The 15655-nt window shown below is 67.9% G+C and carries 13 protein-coding genes and 1 pseudogene; 7 read left to right on the top strand and 7 right to left on the bottom strand.

From position 1 onward, the window contains the following. The first annotated feature begins 259 nt into the window (after nucleotides 1–259). Entirely contained in the window at nucleotides 260–1387 is a 1128-nt protein-coding gene (gene serC, locus ABIC21_RS07060; protein WP_354349700.1) for a phosphoserine transaminase, read from the top strand. 63 nt (nucleotides 1388–1450) lie between these two features. Here serC and ABIC21_RS07055 read toward each other — a convergent pair whose 3' ends face one another. From ABIC21_RS07055 to ABIC21_RS07045, 3 genes are read right to left on the bottom strand one after another with little or no spacing between them, the layout of a single operon-like run. Continuing rightward, the gene (locus tag ABIC21_RS07055; RefSeq protein WP_354349699.1) at nucleotides 1451–2755 is read right to left on the bottom strand and encodes an MFS transporter; all 1305 of its coding nucleotides are present in this window, start codon (nucleotides 2753–2755) and stop codon (nucleotides 1451–1453) included. Nucleotides 2756–2799: 44 nt separating this feature from the next. Continuing rightward, the gene (locus ABIC21_RS07050; RefSeq protein ID WP_354349698.1) at nucleotides 2800–3510 is read right to left on the bottom strand and encodes a DUF3027 domain-containing protein; all 711 of its coding nucleotides are present in this window, start codon (nucleotides 3508–3510) and stop codon (nucleotides 2800–2802) included. A gap of 9 nt (nucleotides 3511–3519) precedes the next feature. Next, nucleotides 3520–3903, bottom strand: coding sequence for a cold-shock protein (locus tag ABIC21_RS07045; RefSeq protein ID WP_024366560.1), 384 nt, complete (start codon nucleotides 3901–3903; stop codon nucleotides 3520–3522). A gap of 178 nt (nucleotides 3904–4081) precedes the next feature. Here ABIC21_RS07045 and ABIC21_RS07040 point away from each other — a divergent pair, with 178 nt between their 5' ends. From ABIC21_RS07040 to ABIC21_RS07030, 3 genes are read left to right on the top strand one after another with little or no spacing between them, the layout of a single operon-like run. Then, nucleotides 4082–4315 carry a hypothetical protein gene (locus tag ABIC21_RS07040; protein WP_354349697.1) on the top strand — a complete coding sequence of 78 codons (234 nt, stop codon included), beginning with the start codon at nucleotides 4082–4084 and terminating at the stop codon, nucleotides 4313–4315. A 10-nt stretch (nucleotides 4316–4325) separates the two neighbouring features. Further along, the gene (locus ABIC21_RS07035; RefSeq protein WP_354349696.1) at nucleotides 4326–6821 is read left to right on the top strand and encodes a helicase-associated domain-containing protein; all 2496 of its coding nucleotides are present in this window, start codon (nucleotides 4326–4328) and stop codon (nucleotides 6819–6821) included. Continuing rightward, complete coding sequence (locus ABIC21_RS07030) at nucleotides 6818–8473, top strand: DNA repair helicase XPB (protein WP_354349695.1); 1656 nt, start codon at nucleotides 6818–6820, stop codon at nucleotides 8471–8473. The genes ABIC21_RS07035 and ABIC21_RS07030 overlap by 4 nt, the downstream gene beginning before the upstream one ends. A 33-nt stretch (nucleotides 8474–8506) precedes the next feature. On the opposite strand, the gene ABIC21_RS07025 is transcribed toward ABIC21_RS07030, so the two are convergent. After that, complete coding sequence (locus ABIC21_RS07025; RefSeq protein WP_354349694.1) at nucleotides 8507–9382, bottom strand: FHA domain-containing protein; 876 nt, start codon at nucleotides 9380–9382, stop codon at nucleotides 8507–8509. Between the two features lie 2 nt (nucleotides 9383–9384). Beyond that, a pseudogene (locus tag ABIC21_RS07020) lies at nucleotides 9385–9645 on the bottom strand (hypothetical protein). 221 nt (nucleotides 9646–9866) lie between these two features. On the opposite strand from ABIC21_RS07020, the gene ABIC21_RS07015 reads away from it, so the two are divergent. The 3 genes from ABIC21_RS07015 to ABIC21_RS07005 all read left to right on the top strand — a co-directional run bounded on the left by ABIC21_RS07015 (nucleotide 9867) and on the right by ABIC21_RS07005 (nucleotide 12504). Continuing rightward, nucleotides 9867–10577: a response regulator transcription factor gene (locus tag ABIC21_RS07015; RefSeq protein ID WP_069952599.1), complete on the top strand. Its 711-nt coding sequence runs from the start codon at nucleotides 9867–9869 to the stop codon at nucleotides 10575–10577. Nucleotides 10578–10582: 5 nt separating this feature from the next. Then, entirely contained in the window at nucleotides 10583–12094 is a 1512-nt protein-coding gene (locus ABIC21_RS07010; RefSeq protein ID WP_354349903.1) for a sensor histidine kinase, read from the top strand. 122 nt (nucleotides 12095–12216) lie between these two features. After that, the gene (locus ABIC21_RS07005) at nucleotides 12217–12504 is read left to right on the top strand and encodes a WXG100 family type VII secretion target (protein WP_282382014.1); all 288 of its coding nucleotides are present in this window, start codon (nucleotides 12217–12219) and stop codon (nucleotides 12502–12504) included. 151 nt (nucleotides 12505–12655) lie between these two features. Here ABIC21_RS07005 and ABIC21_RS07000 read toward each other — a convergent pair whose 3' ends face one another. Beyond that, a complete protein-coding gene (locus ABIC21_RS07000) occupies nucleotides 12656–13633 on the bottom strand; it encodes an RNase H family protein (RefSeq protein ID WP_354349693.1) in 978 nt (325 codons plus the stop codon). Nucleotides 13634–13754: 121 nt separating this feature from the next. Beyond that, nucleotides 13755–15392, bottom strand: a complete 1638-nt coding sequence (groL, locus tag ABIC21_RS06995; RefSeq protein ID WP_160667642.1) for a chaperonin GroEL — start codon at nucleotides 15390–15392, stop codon at nucleotides 13755–13757. Nucleotides 15393–15655 lie beyond the last annotated feature (263 nt).

Raw genomic sequence — 15655 nt, 5'->3', positions numbered from 1 at the left:
GCTCCTCGAGCGCCGTCCTTGCGTGCTTCCCACCGTACCGCGTGCTGCAGGCGACCTGGCGGGGTCCGCCGTACGTTCGCAGGCCAGCTTAGCCTATTTTGAATTACTCCGGATAATCTCAGTGACCGGACTATGACGGGCATTTTTGCCTCCCCCGCCGGGCAGTCAGGCAGAATGAAACGCGAGACTCCGCTGCAGCCACGCTGCCGGGCCGCCTCCCGAGCCACACTTTTTGTACCAGCCGAAAATTGGAGCCACTGTGAGCGACACCAGCATCACGATTCCCGCCAACCTCCTGCCCAAGGACGGCCGGTTCGGCGCCGGACCGTCCAAGGTCCGTCCGGAGCAGATGGAAGCCCTCGCCGCGGCGTCGCAGCTGCTGGGGACGTCCCACCGCCAGGCGCCGGTCAAGAACCTCGTGGGATCGGTCCGGAGCGGGCTCAGCCAGTTCTTCCGCGCCCCCGAGGGCTATGAGGTCATCCTGGGCGTCGGCGGATCGACGGCGTTCTGGGACATCGCCAGCTTCGGCCTGGTGGAAAACAAGGCCCAGCACTTGTCCTTTGGCGAGTTTGGCTCAAAGTTCGCCTCCGCCACCAACAAGGCGCCGTTCCTGGCGGACTCCACCATCATCAAGTCCGAACCGGGCACCCGCCCGGCGGCCAAGGCCGAGGCCGGCGTCGATGTTTACGCCTGGCCGCAGAACGAGACGTCCACCGGCGTCGCCGCCCCGGTCCAGCGTGTGGCCGGCGCCGATGCCGGCTCCCTGGTCCTGGTTGACGCCACCTCGGCTGCCGGCGGGCTGGATGTCGACGTCGCTGAAGCGGACGTCTACTACTTCGCCCCGCAGAAGAACTTTGCCTCCGACGGCGGCCTGTGGCTTGGCCTGTTCTCCCCGGCAGCGCTGGAACGTGCGGCGCGGATCAAGGCCGGCGGCCGCTGGATCCCCGACTTCCTGGACCTCCAGACGGCGATTGACAACTCGCGGCTGAACCAGACCTACAACACTCCGGCCCTGGCCACGCTCGTCACCCTCGATGCCCAGGTGCAGTGGCTCAACGCGAACGGCGGACTGGACTTCGCCTCAGCGCGAACCGCGGATTCGGCCGGCCGCATCTACCGCTGGGCCGAGGCCTCGGAGTACGCCACCCCGTTCGTGGCGAAGGCTGGGGACCGCTCCAACGTCATCGCCACGATCGACTTCGATGACTCCATCGACGCCGCCGCGATCGCGAAGGTGCTCCGCGCCAACGGCATCGTCGACACCGAGCCGTACCGCAAGCTGGGCCGCAACCAGCTCCGCATCGCGACCTTCGTGGCCATCGAGCCGGACGATGTGTCCGCGCTGCTGGAGTGCATCGACTTCGTGGTGGGCGAGCTGAAGAAGTAACTTGCGCGCGGGCCCGGCCCTCAGGCGCCAGCGGCGGACGGCGTTCGACGGCACTGTCCGGGTTCAGTCCCGGGCGGCGCCGTCTGCGTCGGGGCCGTGTGCGCCGGGGCCGGCGGACACCACACGGAAGTAGCGCAGCCCGCGGGCCCGCCGGTCGAAGCGGATCCGCAGCTGCCTGGCCCGGATAATCCACACCAGCCCGATCAGGGCCGCGATCAGGCCGGAGGCCGCCGCGACGCTCAGGGACCAGCGGGGACCGGCGACGTTGGCAACCCACCCCACGAGCGGGGCCCCGATCGGCGTGCCGCCCATGAAGATCGCCATATAGAGCGCCATGACCCGGCCGCGCATCACGGGGTCCGTGGTGGTCTGCACGTAGCCGTTGGCGCTCGTCATCATGGTGATGGCGAAGAGCCCCACCGGAACCAGCGCCACGCCGAACCAGAAGTAGCTGGGGGCCAGCGCCGCGACGCCGGAGGCCACGCCGAAAGCTCCGGCCGCCCCGAAAATGATCCGCAGCCTGGGTTTCTTGCGGCCGGCGGACAGCAGGGCGCCGGCAACGGAGCCGATGGCCATGATGGAATTCATCAGCCCGAACGCGCTGGCATCAAGGCCGAATTCCGTGCCGACCATGGCCGCGATGAACAGCACAAAGTTCAGTCCCAGCGTCCCCACGATGAAGACCGCGACGAGCACCACCACGATGTCCGGACGGAACCGCACATAGCGCAGCCCCTCGCGGATCCGGCCCTTGCCGGCCGCGGCACGGGGCAGCTGGCGCAGCGAGGCGGTGGGAATCTTCCACAGGCTCAGCAGCAGCGCCATGAAGGTCAGGGTGTTGATCAGGAACACCCAGCCGGGGCCGACGGCGACCGTGAGGATGCCGGCCACCGCGGGCCCGATCATGCGGGCCACGTTGAAGGAGGCGCTGTTGAGGGCCACCGCGTTGGGCAGGTAATCGTCGCGGACCAGTTCGGAGACGAAGGTCTGCCGCACCGGGGCATCGAGGGCCGAGACAACGCCGAGCAGCAGCGCGAAACCGTAGACATGCCAGAGCTGCGCGGCCCCGGACACCACAAGGATGCCAAGCCCCGCACTCAGCACCGCCATCGCGGACTGGGTCAGGATGAGCAGCCGTTTCCGGTTGAATCGGTCAGCCAGCAGTCCGGCCACAGGGGCGAGGAAGAGCTGGGGCCCGAGCTGCAGGGCCATCGTGACGCCCATGGCACTGGCATCGTGATCGGTCAGGTGGTCAAAGACCAGCCAGTCCTGGGCAGTGCGCTGCATCCAGGTCCCGATGTTGGAAATCACCGCGCCGATGAACCAGATCCGGTAGTTCAGGATGTGCAGGGACTTGAAGGTAGACATCATGTCCAGCCCTCACTGTGCAGCGTCCCGCGTGGTTCCAACCGTTAGTCAGCCTGCGCTGCGGGCGACTCGTCTTCCGGCGCGTCTCCGGCACCCGGCACGTCATCGTCGTCAACATCGTCGGCGTCGTACTCGTCGCCGGCGCCGTCCGCGTTGCCGTCTGCATCGTCGGAGTCGTCTTCGGGCGCATCGTCCGAATCTTCGGAGCCGTCGTCGGGGTCGTCTTCCGGCTCAGCGGCGTCGAGGGTGTCCAGGGAGTCGGCGGTGTCCTCCGGCGGTGCCGTCACTGCGGCCGACGCAAGCTCTTCCTCGCCCTGTTCGTCGCCGGGGCGGACACGTTCGGCCCACGGGATCCATTCGGGCGCAAGGATCGAGTCGTCGGAGGGCAGCAGGCCCAGCTCATCGACCGTCACTACCTTGGACCGGGAGTTCCGGGTGAGCACGGCGTACCACTGCCAGCCGCCGTAGCCGGCAAGCTTGGATTCGAACAGGTGCGTGACCAGGCGGTCGCCCTCACTCTTGGCCGCGAGGTGCCGGCCGATCTGTTCAGCGGGGGCGATGCCCTCGATGGCGGCACGGGCGACGTCGACGGCGGCGGCCAGGAAGGCATCGGGCTTGCCGGTGCGCCAGACGGGAACGCCGGTGCGCGGCTTGCTGCCGTCTTTGGTTCCGGCTTTCTTGCCCCCGGCGTTCCTGTCCCCGGCGGCAGTCGTGTTCCCGGCAGTGGAGGGGGTCTGATCAGTTTCCGGAGTCATCACAGGGACCTACGCGTCCAGCTCGTCGGCAACCTTACGCAGGGCGACGGCGATCGCCTTGCCCTTGTTGCCTTCCGGGTACTTGCCCGCGGACAGGGTTCCGGACAGGTTGTCCAGCACGGAGACGAGGTCCTGGACCAGAGGGGCGAGATCCTTCGCGCTGGGCCGCTTGGCCTTGGCGATGGACGGTGTCTTGTCCAGCACGCGCAGGCCCAGGGCCTGGGCGCCCTTGCGGCCGTCGGCCACGCCGAACTCAACGCGGGTGCCCGCCTTCAGCTCGGTGACGCCCTCGGGCAGCGCGGACTTCGGCAGGAAGACTTCCTGGCCGTCCTCTCCCGCGAGGAATCCGAAGCCCTTTTCCTTGTCATACCATTTGACCTTGCCGGTAGGCACGTAATCAACCTTCTTCGTTCTGCTGGTGACACGGCCGGCGGTCACCGCATCCGCATGGATATGCGGGTTCAGGGTATGACTGCCAGGACCGTGTTGGTCTGTTCCTTCAAGGTTATCCTGCCCGGCCTACTTTGGTCGTTTGGGGCGCGGGACAGGCCGGACTGTTAGCGTTAGCTCCATGACTCCACTGCGTTTCCGGCGGCCACTGCTGATCGTCGCGGCTGCAGCCGCCGTGCTGTCGCTCACGGCCGTCGGCGTCGTGATGGCGATGGCCTTCAACAATGCCGTGTCGCCGGCCTGGATCACCTCCACCGCCCTCTACGGGCTTCCCGCGGCCTTCCTGCTCATGCTCTTGCTCGTGATCGACGGTGTCGCAGCCCGGCGCCGTACCCGAGGGCCGGACGAAAGGTAGCCTTGCACTGATGTCTCTAATCCGCGCGCTGAGCAAGGAACTGCAGGCACGCAGCGATGACTCGCTGCGTGCCTTGTTCTCCGCGCGGCCGGACCTGATTTCCCCGGGCGTGCCGGACTTCGCCGCCCTGGCGGCCCGCGCGAGCGGCCGTGTCAGCGTGCAGCGCGCGTTGGAGCGGCTGAACCGCCCGGAAATGCAGGTCCTGGAGACCCTGCACCTGTGCACGAACACGGACACCGGGCACAGCGCCTCCGCCCCGATGCTGAAGAAGCTGATCAACGGCGCGACCCTGGCCTCCATCGAAAAGATGCTGCATTCGCTCCAGGAACTGGCCCTCGTCCACCGGGCGGAACCCCCGCATGGAGCTGCGCCGCCCGCTGGCTCGAAGCAGCGCTACTACTTGCCCGTCGGCAGCCTCAAGGACGTCATCGGGATCTACCCGGCAGGGCTCGGGCGCAGCTACACCGAACTGGTGCGGCTCCAGCCGGCGTTCGCGCAGCGTGTGGTCCAGCTCGTCGGGGAACTGCACCGCAGCGGCGCTTCGATCTCCCCCGCGGCCACTCCGATGGAGGCCGCACTGTCGCTGCAGCACTGGACGGCCACACCGGAGTCCCTGCGGCAGATCCTCGCCACCGCCCCCGAACGCACGCCGGCACTGCTCGCACGCTTCGGGAACTGGGCCATGGGCGCCGTTCCCCAGGCGCAACGGCGCGCCTCCGTGCTGCACGAGGCCGCCGACGTCGGGCCGGTGGACTGGCTCCTGGCCCGCGGGCTGCTGGTGCCGCTGGACGCGGCCCATGTGGAGCTCCCGCACAGCGTCGGGGTCTCGCTGCGCGGCGGCTTTGTCATCGAGAAGTTCGCGCTGACTCCCCCGGTGCCGCGGCTGGGCGCCACCTCTGCAGCGCTGCGCCGCAATGCGGCCCTCGGAGCGATTGCCGAGACCCTGCGGCTGGTGGGTGAGCTGCTTTATTGCGTCCGTGAACAGCCTCTTGTCACGCTGCGCAGCGGCGGGGTGGGCGTCCGGGAGCTCAAGCGCCTGGCGGACGGGCTGCGGATCGAGATGCACGACGCCGGCGTCCTGGCCGAGTTGTGCGCCCTTTCCGGCCTCATCCGCCTGGACGTGGACAGTTCCGCCTGGGTCCAGCCGGCGCAGCTGGAGTGGCTGACGCTTCCGCGCCAGGAGCAGTGGCTCTGGCTGGTCAATGCCTGGCTCGCCAGCGAGCGGGCGCCGTCCCTGGTGGGACAGCCAGTCAACGGCCAGGCCGGGGTCCCGGCCCTGCACCGCGGTGCGGCCGGCAGCACCATCAACGCGCTCTCGGCCGAAGCCCAGCGCCCGGACGCCCCGGTGGTCCGGAAACGGATCCTGGAAATCCTGGCTGAACTGACCGAGGAAGCCGCGGCGCACGACGGGCAGGCACCGGTCCTGGACGCCGCGGCGGTGCTGGAACGCGCCGACTGGACCCAGCCCCGGATGGCACGGCGCTTCAGCTCGCTGATCCGGGGGGTGCTGGCCGAGGCCGAACTGCTCGGCCTCATCGGCTCGGGCGCGCTCAGCCAGATCGGGGCGGCCATCGCCGCCGAACAGCCCGACGCGGCGATGGGAATCCTGGGCGAACACCTGCCGGCAGCGTTGAACCATGTCCTGCTCCAGGCCGACCTGACGGCGGTGGCGCCCGGCTATCTCGCGCCGGAGCTGACCGAGAAGCTCCTCACCATGGCCGATGCCGAAGGCCAGGGCCCCGCCACGATCTACCGCTTCTCGGTGTCCTCGGTCCGGCGGGCCCTCGACGCCGGCCAGGACGCCCAAGCCATGCTGGACTTCCTCGGCCTGCACTCGGCGACGGCGATCCCGCAGCCGCTGAAGTACCTGATCGAGGACACCGCCGCCCGCCACGCCAGGCTGCGGGTGGGATCCGCCGCGAGCTTCATCCAGAGCGACGACGAAACGGCGCTCCTGGAGCTGCTGAACACGCCCGGCGCCGCCGGCCTCGGGTTGGTCCGGATCGCCCCCACTGTGCTGGTCTCGCACGCCGCTCCGCGGGAAACGGCGCAGCTGCTCCGGAGCCTGGGGCTGTCCCCGGCGGTGGAAGAGTCCGAGGCCGGCGGCGTCCGGCTGCGCCGCACCACCGCGGCGCCCGGCAGTGTGCGGCCGGTCTACAGCGCACCGCGCACCGCCCCTCCGGAAGCCGACGTCGATGCCCAGCTGGCGGTCCTGCGCAGCGAGCGCAACGCCGGCGGCGGCGCGTCCGGGCATCCGGCGGCGCCCCCCGGGAGCGAAGAGGCGACGCAGCTGGGGCTGGAAACCCTGCAGCGGGCGATCCGGCTCAAACAGCGTGTGGTGATGAACGTCGTCGACGGCATGGGGAATGCCGTGCGGGAAACGGTTGTTCCCGTAGCTGTGAACGGCGGACGGGTCCGGGTCTTCGACCCGGAAAAGGAAACCGAACGTGTCCTGTCCATCCACCGGATTATCGACGTAGAAGCCGCAGAGGAATTGCTCCAGTGAACGATGGACCGCTGATCGTCCAGAGTGACAAAACCATCCTGCTCGAAGTGGACCACGAACTCGCCACCGAGGCACGCCACGCCATCGCCGCCTTCGCCGAGCTGGAACGCGCCCCCGAGCACATCCACAGCTACCGGCTGACCCCGCTGGGCCTCTGGAACGCCCGGGCTGCCGGCCTTGACGCCGAGAAGGTGCTGGACACGCTGCTGAAGTACTCCCGTTTCCCGGTGCCGCATTCCCTGCTGATCGACGTCGAAGAGACCATGTCGCGGTACGGCCGGCTGCGGCTCGAGAAGGATCCGCAGCACGGCCTCGTCATGCGCACCTCGGACTATCCGGTGCTGGAGGAGGTCAGCCGCGCCAAGAAGATCGCCCCGCTGCTGGGCCCGAGGATCGACGGCGAGACCGTGGTGGTGCACTCCTCCCAGCGCGGCCAGCTCAAGCAGCTGCTGCTCAAGATCGGCTGGCCGGCAGAGGACCTGGCCGGGTACGTTGACGGCACGCCGCACCCCATCCTGCTCGACGAGTCCGGCTGGAAGCTCCGCCCTTACCAGAAGCTGGCGATGGAGAACTTCTGGGCCGGCGGTAGCGGCGTCGTCGTGCTCCCCTGCGGGGCCGGCAAAACGCTGGTGGGGGCCGCCGCGATGGCCACCAGCTCCACCACGACCCTGATCCTGGTCACCAACACGGTGTCCGCCCGGCAGTGGAAGGACGAGCTCCTCAAGCGGACCTCCCTCACCGAGGAGGAGATCGGCGAATACTCCGGCTCAGTCAAGGAGGTCCGGCCCGTGACAATCGCCACGTACCAGGTCCTGACCACCAAGCGGGGCGGGCTCTACCCCCACCTGGAGCTGGTGGACGGCAACGACTGGGGGCTCATCATCTACGACGAGGTCCACCTCCTGCCCGCCCCGATCTTCCGGATGACGGCGGACCTGCAGGCCCGCCGCAGGCTCGGGCTCACGGCCACGCTGGTCCGCGAAGACGGCCGCGAGGGCGAAGTGTTCAGCCTGATCGGGCCGAAGAGGTACGACGCGCCGTGGAAGGACATCGAGGCGCAGGGCTACATTGCCCCGGCCGATTGCGTGGAGGTCCGGATCGACCTGCCCCGCGACGAACGCGTGGCCTATGCGATGGCCGAGGACGCGGACAAATACCGGCTGTGCGCCACGTCAGAGTCCAAAACCCTGGTGGTGGAACAGCTCGTGGCCGCACACGCCGGCGAGCAGCTGCTGGTGATCGGCCAGTACATCGACCAGCTGGACGAGATCGGCGAGCGCCTGGACGCTCCGGTGATCAAGGGCGACACCCCGGTCAAGGAACGCCAAAGGCTCTTTGACGCCTTCCGCGCGGGCGAGGTGCAGACCCTCGTCGTGTCCAAGGTCGCCAACTTCTCGATCGACCTGCCCGAGGCCTCGGTCGCGATCCAGGTGTCCGGTTCCTTCGGTTCCCGGCAGGAGGAAGCCCAGCGCCTTGGCCGGCTGCTGCGTCCCAAGAAGGACGGCCGCGCCGCCCGCTTCTACTCCCTCGTGGCCAGGGACACGCTGGACCAGGACTTCGCGGCCAAGCGCCAGCGCTTCCTGGCCGAACAGGGCTACGCCTACCGGATCATGGATGCCCGGGACGTCGGGACCAGCTCACCCGCGGACTGACCCGGCACACCGCCTTCCGGCCAGGTCTCCGCGCTAGCGGATGTAGGTCGACCCGTCCTGTTCCATGGCTCCGGTGCGCGGGTCGCGCTGCGGGCGCTGGTACGCGAATTCGCCGCCGCTTCGGCCGCCGAAGGGGCGTCCGTGGTCGGCGAATTCTTCACGGAAGAACGCCAGGCACCACTCGCCCATCTGGAGGCGGGAGCCAGTGCGCAGTACGGACGATGATCCCGGACCGAAGCTGCCGCTGACTTTGCCGTGCCGGACCAGCACGTATTCATCCCGGTCATTGTGGACAATTTCCGCATGCAGTCCATCCAGTCCCGGAAGCTGCAACTGGGCGGAGGCATCACTGCCGATGCGCACCCGTTCCTCAGTGAGGCTGAACTCACGCGGGACCTGGCCGTTCCAGGACTTCGAGTCCTGCACGAAAATCAACCTGGGCCGGCCGCCGCCCCGGGTGTAGTGGGTGGTCGTGATGCGGCGGGGAATCCTGCGCTTCACTGTCGGCAGCAACGGCAACAGGGTTCCCGGCGGCAGCAGGGAAAATGTCCGGGCAGGAGAACGCCGGCCCCGTTTCAGCATGGGTGCCAGCGCTCCCAGCTTGCCCAGCTTGATGTGCGGCGACCGGGTAATCACCCGCTGCGAGGCCGGAGCGTCGACGGCGCCAAGGCTGATGATCCTGCCATCGGGTCCGTCCACGACGACCGACAGCCCCTGGTCCGACAGTGTCTTGGCCAAGGGCCTGAGATCGCCCAGGGACGGCATCCGGTGCGACAGCAGGGCGTCGATGCGGTCCAGCGCGACAACCACTTCACTCCCGGAAGCCTTCACCGACCCGCGGGCCTCCTCCCCCGATGCCTCCTGGAGGGAAAAGTCCAGGTTGATGTCGGCCCGGAACCGCGGGGCCATGGTCAGGCCCTGTTCTCGTCGGAACCCACGGCGTCCTTGTCGCTGGTGGTCACGCGGAGGCTCCCGTTCAGCTTCCAGGTGGCGCGCGGCGCGTCCGGGCCGATGTCGCGGGGAACTTCGATGGTCATGTCGATGAAGTTGTAGTTGATGGCGGCGCCTTTGCCGGTCAGGTAGGACTACATCTCTTCGGCAAGGTCCGCCCAGTCGCGGATGCTCCGGTCAACGGCGCCTGAACTGTCCACTGCGTTGCTTTCAGTCGTCACTTGGTGTCCTCTTCATTGGGGTACCCGCGCTCATACCGCCGCGGCGGAGTGGTTTTCGATAGGGCCACTCTAATGTCGTCACCGGCGCAGGGGAATGCCTTCGACGGACCACCTGTGCTCGCCCGCCGGCCGGTTCCGGCCGCCCCGGTGCCAGGCCGGGCCCACCGAACACACATCCGCCATTCAGAAAACTCCCAGATTCTGGGAGCATCATGGGAACCATGAAAAAGAACGGACCCGAAGCCAAGCTGCTCGTCGTCGATGATGAACCGAACATCCGCGAGCTGCTGTCCACGTCCCTGCGCTTTGCGGGCTTCGAGGTCGTCTCGGCGTCCAACGGGCGCGAGGCCCTGGCTGCGGCCGATCTGCATTCCCCCGACCTCGCCGTCCTGGACGTCATGCTGCCGGATATGGACGGTTTCACCGTCACCCGCCGGCTGCGCGCCGCAGGCAAACACTTCCCCGTTCTCTTCCTGACCGCCAAGGATGACACCGAGGACAAGGTCATGGGCCTGACCGTGGGCGGCGACGACTACGTCACCAAGCCCTTCAGCCTCGATGAAGTCGTGGCCCGCATCCGGGCCGTGCTGCGCCGCACCCAGCCGCTGCAGGACGACGATGCGGTCATCCGGGTCGATGATCTGGAGCTCGACGACGACGCCCACGAGGTCCGCCGCGGCGGCACCGTGATCGAGCTGTCCCCCACCGAATTCAAGCTCCTGCGCTACCTCATGCTGAACCCCAACCGGGTGCTGTCCAAGGCCCAGATCCTGGACCACGTCTGGGAATACGACTTCAACGGGGATGCCTCGATCGTCGAGTCTTACATCTCCTATCTGCGCCGCAAGGTGGATATTGATCCGGACGCCCCGGCCCTGATCCAGACCAAACGGGGCGTCGGCTACGTCCTGCGGACGGCCGAGAAGCGCTGACCTTGTTGCTGCACCGTTGGAAGTCGGCGTCGCTGCGGTCGCAGCTGGTCGCCATCATGACCGCACTGATGCTGGTGGCCCTCACCGCCACCGGCGCAGGGACCCTGACCCTGCTGCACAGCTATCTGCAGGGGCAGGTCGATGACAAGCTCCGGGCCGCGGTCACCTCGGTGCGCCAGCAGCAGTCCTTCAGCCAACTGCAGGACCAGAACCAGAGCATCCCCACCGACTACTCGCTGATGCTCTTCACGCCGGGACAGCCCCCGTTGCCGTTCGGCGGCAACAAGGAACTCCACCCGGACATCACCACCATCAGCGCCGCCGATGCCGCGGAGCGCCAGCAGAACGCGTTCCAGGTCCGCGGCACGGACGGACGCAACTGGCGGGTGGTCGCGCTCAACGTCGTCGACAGCAACCAGCGCAGCTCCGTGGTGGTCATCGGGCTCCCGCTGTGGCCGGTGGATTCCGTGATGGAACACGCCGTCCTGGTGGTCGTCGGCGTCGGGCTGCTGACCCTGGTCCTGGCGTTTTTCATCGCCACCTGGAGCATTTCCCGGTCCTTCCGGCCGCTGGCCCGGGTCGAGAAGACCGCCGCGGCCATTGCCGCCGGGGACCTCTCCCGGCGCGTCGAGATCGAAAACCCCAACACCGAGGTGGGCCGGCTGGGCAGCTCCCTCAATGCCATGCTCGCCCACATCGAGACGGCCTTTGCCGCCCGGATGGCCTCCGAAGCCCGGATGCGGCGCTTCGCCGCGGACGCCTCCCACGAACTGCGCACCCCGCTGGTGACGATCCGGGGTTTCTCCGAGCTGTACCGGCACGGCGCCTTGTCCACCCCCGAGGACGTGGCGACGGCAATGGGGCGGATCGAAAGCGAAGCCAAACGGATGGGGACCATGGTGGAGGACCTGCTGCTGCTGGCCAGGATCGATGAGCAGCGGCCGCTGCAGCAGAAGCCCGCCGATCTGCTGCTGGTCGCCAACGACGCCGTGGTGGACACGCAGGCGAGCGACCGCGGCCGCACCATCACCCTGACCGGGCTCGACGGCGGGCCCCCCGGACCGGCGCCGGTGCTGGGCGACGAGGCCAAGCTGCGGCAGGTCGTCGGGAACCTCGTGGGCAACGCCCTGCGCTACACCCCGGAGGGCACGCCCATTGAACTCGCCGTCGGCGTCCGGGACGGGGACGACGGCGCCCGGCAGTCCGTCATCGAGGTCCGCGACCACGGCCCCGGCGTCCCGGACGAGGAAGCCGCACGGATCTTCGAGCGGTTCTACCGCGCGGACACCTCCCGCACCCGGGAAACCGGAGGCAGCGGGCTGGGCCTGGCGATCGTCGCCGCCATCGTCGGCGCGCACGCCGGCACCGTCCGGGTCGCGAAGACCGACGGCGGCGGAGCCACCCTGGTGGTCAGCCTGCCGTTCCTGGACGAGGCCCCGGAGGACGACGGTTCGAGCGCCGGCCGTGGAGCCGGCACCGGTGACGGCGACAGTTCCGCTGACGCCGCCGGGAAGTAGCCCGACCGCGGTCCCTGCAGCTTTTCCACATAGCCTTACAGCGCGGTCCCCAGTCTCCTGCGGCCTGCCTAGGCTCGAAGCGTCCGGAGATTCCGGATCAGGCACCGCAGAGAGGGCATCCCATGAGCATCATCTCCGTCGACACGGAACTCCTCCAGCTCAAGTCGGCTAACGTCAAAGCCACGGTCGACCGGATCAGCGCCGACGTCCAGGCCATGAAACACGGCCTCGATGAATTGCAGGCCACGTGGCGCGGCTCGGCAGCCACCAACTTCCAGGCTCTCGTGGCCGAATGGACCCTGACCCAGGGAAAAGTGGAGGCATCCCTGGCGTCGATCAACCTGGCGCTGAACTCCGCAGCGGCGAGCTACGCCCAGGCCGAACTGCACAATACCCAGCGTTTCAGCTGAGCCCGGCGTTTCAGCTGAGCCCAGCGTTTCAGCTGAGCCCGGCGTCTAGCTGAGCCCAGCGTTTCAGCTGAGCCCGGCGTCTAGCTGAGCCCAGCGTTTCAGCTGAGCCCGGCGTTTCAGCTGAGCGGCCGCCGCGAGGCCGGAGACGGGCTCAGGCTTCGGGCGTGCCCTGGTGGAAGCGGAGCCGCCATTGGGCGCCGTCGTGGACCCACAGGGAGCTGCGCAGGGCCGTCCCTGACCGGGCGTGGCTGCGGTAGGTCAGGAGGACGGTCTGCTCCCCCAGCCGGTCCGCGCCCAGCAGCTCCAGCTCGGTGGGGCCTCCGGGATGATCTTCGAGGGACATCATCATGGCGTCCCGCGTCCAGATCCGGCCCGAGCTGCCGATCTCGGTGAAATCCGGGTGCAGCAGCACACCGGTGCGTCCCAGGTCCGCGCGGGTTTTCGGGCGGAGGAGTTCGCGCTCGAGTGCCTCGACGATGGCTTCCGGGCTCGCGTCGGTGCCCGGTGCGGGTGTGGTGTCCTCGTCGAGCTCGCTGAAGAGGTCGGGTTCATCGAAGAGCGACGGTTCCCCGAACAGCTGCTGCTGGCCAGCCAGTGCCGGGGCGGCCGGCGCGACCTGGGGTGCCGGGGCGGTCCGGGCCGGGGGAAGCGGGGCCTCGGCCGCGGCGCCGAAGCCGGGGCCTTGGCGGACGGCTACGCCCTGCTGGTAGGCCGTCGCAGCGGCCCTTGCGCGGTCATCCGCTGCCTCGTTGAGGTCGTGGCCGGCGTGGCCGCGCACCCATTCGAAGGTGTATTTGCGGCCGACCAGCGCCTGGTCGATCTCCTTGAGCAGTTCGACGTTCATGACGGGCTTGCCGTCGGACTTGCGCCAGCCCTTGCGTTTCCAGCCCGGCATCCATTTGGTGACGGAGTTGATGACGTACTGGCTGTCGCAGAGGATGTGCAGGTGCTCGCCCGGCAGGTGCGCGGTGGAGCGGAACAGGTCCAGGACGGCCATGAGCTCGCCCATGTTGTTGGTGCCGTGCGGCCATCCCCCGGCCCGCCAGCAGTCGTCGTTCACGTACCAGGCCCATCCGGCCGGGCCGGGATTTCCTAAAGCCGAACCGTCGGCTGCTGCTGTAATCGTCACTGCACTATCCTGCCAGACCGGGCGGGCCTTCAACGCCGACGGCGGCCCCACCCGAAGGAGGGACCGCCGTCGTTGAACTGGACGTTCAGCGCTGTACCAGCCAGCGCCGGAAGCCGGGTGGTTAGAAACCGCCCATGCCTCCCATGCCGCCCATGTCGTCGCCGCCGCCCATGGCCGGGGAGTTCTTCTCCGGCTTGTCGGCCACAACGGCCTCGGTGGTGAGGAACAGGCCGGCAATGGAAGCCGCGTTCTGCAGGGCAGAGCGGGTGACCTTGACCGGGTCGTTGATGCCGGCAGCCAGCAGGTCGACGTACTCGCCGGTCGCTGCGTTCAGGCCGTGGCCTGCGGGCAGGCCGCGGACCTTGTCGACCACAACGCCGGGCTCGAGGCCAGCGTTGAAGGCGATCTGCTTCAGCGGGGCGTCGATGGCAACGCGGACGATGTTCGCGCCGGTTGCCTCGTCGCCTTCGAGCTGCAGGTTGGCGAATGCCTTGGCGCCGGCCTGGATCAGGGCAACGCCACCGCCGGCGACAATGCCCTCTTCGACAGCAGCCTTGGCGTTGCGGACAGCGTCCTCAATGCGGTGCTTGCGTTCCTTGAGCTCGACCTCGGTTGCGGCACCGGCCTTGATGACTGCAACACCGCCGGCCAGCTTGGCCAGGCGTTCCTGCAGCTTCTCGCGGTCGTAGTCCGAATCGGAGTTCTCGATCTCGGCGCGGATCTGGGAAACGCGGCCGGCGATCTGGTCAGCGTCACCTGCACCCTCGACGATGGTGGTCTCGTCCTTGGTCACAACGACCTTGCGGGCGCGGCCCAGGAGTTCGAGTCCGGCAGTCTCAAGCTTGAGGCCGACTTCCTCGGAGATGACCTGGCCACCGGTGAGGATGGCGATGTCGGCGAGCTGCGCCTTGCGGCGGTCACCGAAGCCCGGAGCCTTGACGGCGACGGACTTGAAGGTGCCACGGATCTTGTTGACGATCAGGGTGGCCAGGGCCTCGCCCTCGATGTCTTCAGCAATGATCAGCAGCGGCTTGGAGGACTGCATGACCTTCTCGAGGACAGCAACCAGTTCCTTGACGTTGGAGATCTTCGAGTTGACGATCAGGATGTACGGATCCTCGAGGACCGTTTCCTGGCGCTCAGCGTCGGTGACGAAGTAAGCGGAGATGTAGCCCTTGTCGAAGCGCATGCCTTCGGTGAGCTCCAGCTCGAGGCCGAACGTGTTCGACTCCTCGACGGTGATGACGCCTTCCTTGCCGACCTTATCCAGGGCCTCGGCAATCAGGGCGCCAATCTCGTTGTCACCGGCAGAGATGGACGCCGTGGCGGCAATCTCTTCCTTGGTTTCGATTTCCTTGGCGGAGGCCAGGAGCTCGCGGGTGACAGCTTCGACAGCCTTCTCGATGCCGCGCTTGAGGGACAGGGGATCAGCACCGGCCGCGACGTTGCGCAGGCCTTCCTTGACCAGGGCCTGGGCCAGCACGGTGGCGGTGGTGGTTCCGTCGCCGGCGACGTCGTCCGTCTTCTTGGCGACTTCCTTGACCAGCTCGGCGCCGATCTTCTCGTAAGGATCGTCCAGCTCGATCTCCTTGGCGATGGAAACACCATCGTTGGTGATCGTGGGGGCGCCCCACTTCTTTTCGAGGACGACGTTGCGTCCACGCGGGCCGAGGGTGACCTTGACGGCGTCGGCGAGGATATTCAGGCCCCGCTCAAGGCCGCGGCGTGCCTCTTCATCAAATGCAATGATCTTGGCCATAACGGCAGTAGTCCTTTCGGGACAGTCGTTAAGAATGAACCTTTGCTGCGGTGCCCGCGACGGACGATCCTTGCCCCGCGGCCTCTGTATGCCGCGGGCCAGGGATCTCACCCCAGCCAGGTATTTCTTTCGCTCCCGGAGGCGGCTGCTGCAACTTGGCGACCGGGCGAACCGGGCGTCGTTTTAGCAGTCAATACGCGGGAGTGCTAACTCAATAATTAGCACTCCCCCGGGGAGAGTGCAAGCAGTGGGCGCGTCGGCCG

Origin of the sequence: Pseudarthrobacter sp. PvP090, from assembly GCF_040547365.1 — a bacterium.
Taxonomy (GTDB): domain Bacteria; phylum Actinomycetota; class Actinomycetes; order Actinomycetales; family Micrococcaceae; genus Arthrobacter.
This window is presented reverse-complemented; position numbering and strand designations above follow the sequence as displayed.

Excerpts from the sequence above, each read along its gene's own strand:
- ABIC21_RS07055 (WP_354349699.1), bottom strand. The coding sequence starts at position 2,755 with ATGTCTACCTTCAAGTCCCTGCACATCCTGAACTACCGGATCTGGTTC.
- ABIC21_RS07050 (WP_354349698.1), bottom strand. The coding sequence starts at position 3,510 with ATGACTCCGGAAACTGATCAGACCCCCTCCACTGCCGGGAACACGACT.
- ABIC21_RS07040 (WP_354349697.1), top strand. The coding sequence starts at position 4,082 with ATGACTCCACTGCGTTTCCGGCGGCCACTGCTGATCGTCGCGGCTGCA.
- ABIC21_RS07035 (WP_354349696.1), top strand. The coding sequence starts at position 4,326 with ATGTCTCTAATCCGCGCGCTGAGCAAGGAACTGCAGGCACGCAGCGAT.
- ABIC21_RS07025 (WP_354349694.1), bottom strand. The coding sequence starts at position 9,382 with ATGGCCCCGCGGTTCCGGGCCGACATCAACCTGGACTTTTCCCTCCAG.
- ABIC21_RS07015 (WP_069952599.1), top strand. The coding sequence starts at position 9,867 with ATGAAAAAGAACGGACCCGAAGCCAAGCTGCTCGTCGTCGATGATGAA.
- ABIC21_RS07005 (WP_282382014.1), top strand. The coding sequence starts at position 12,217 with ATGAGCATCATCTCCGTCGACACGGAACTCCTCCAGCTCAAGTCGGCT.
- groL (WP_160667642.1), bottom strand. The coding sequence starts at position 15,392 with ATGGCCAAGATCATTGCATTTGATGAAGAGGCACGCCGCGGCCTTGAG.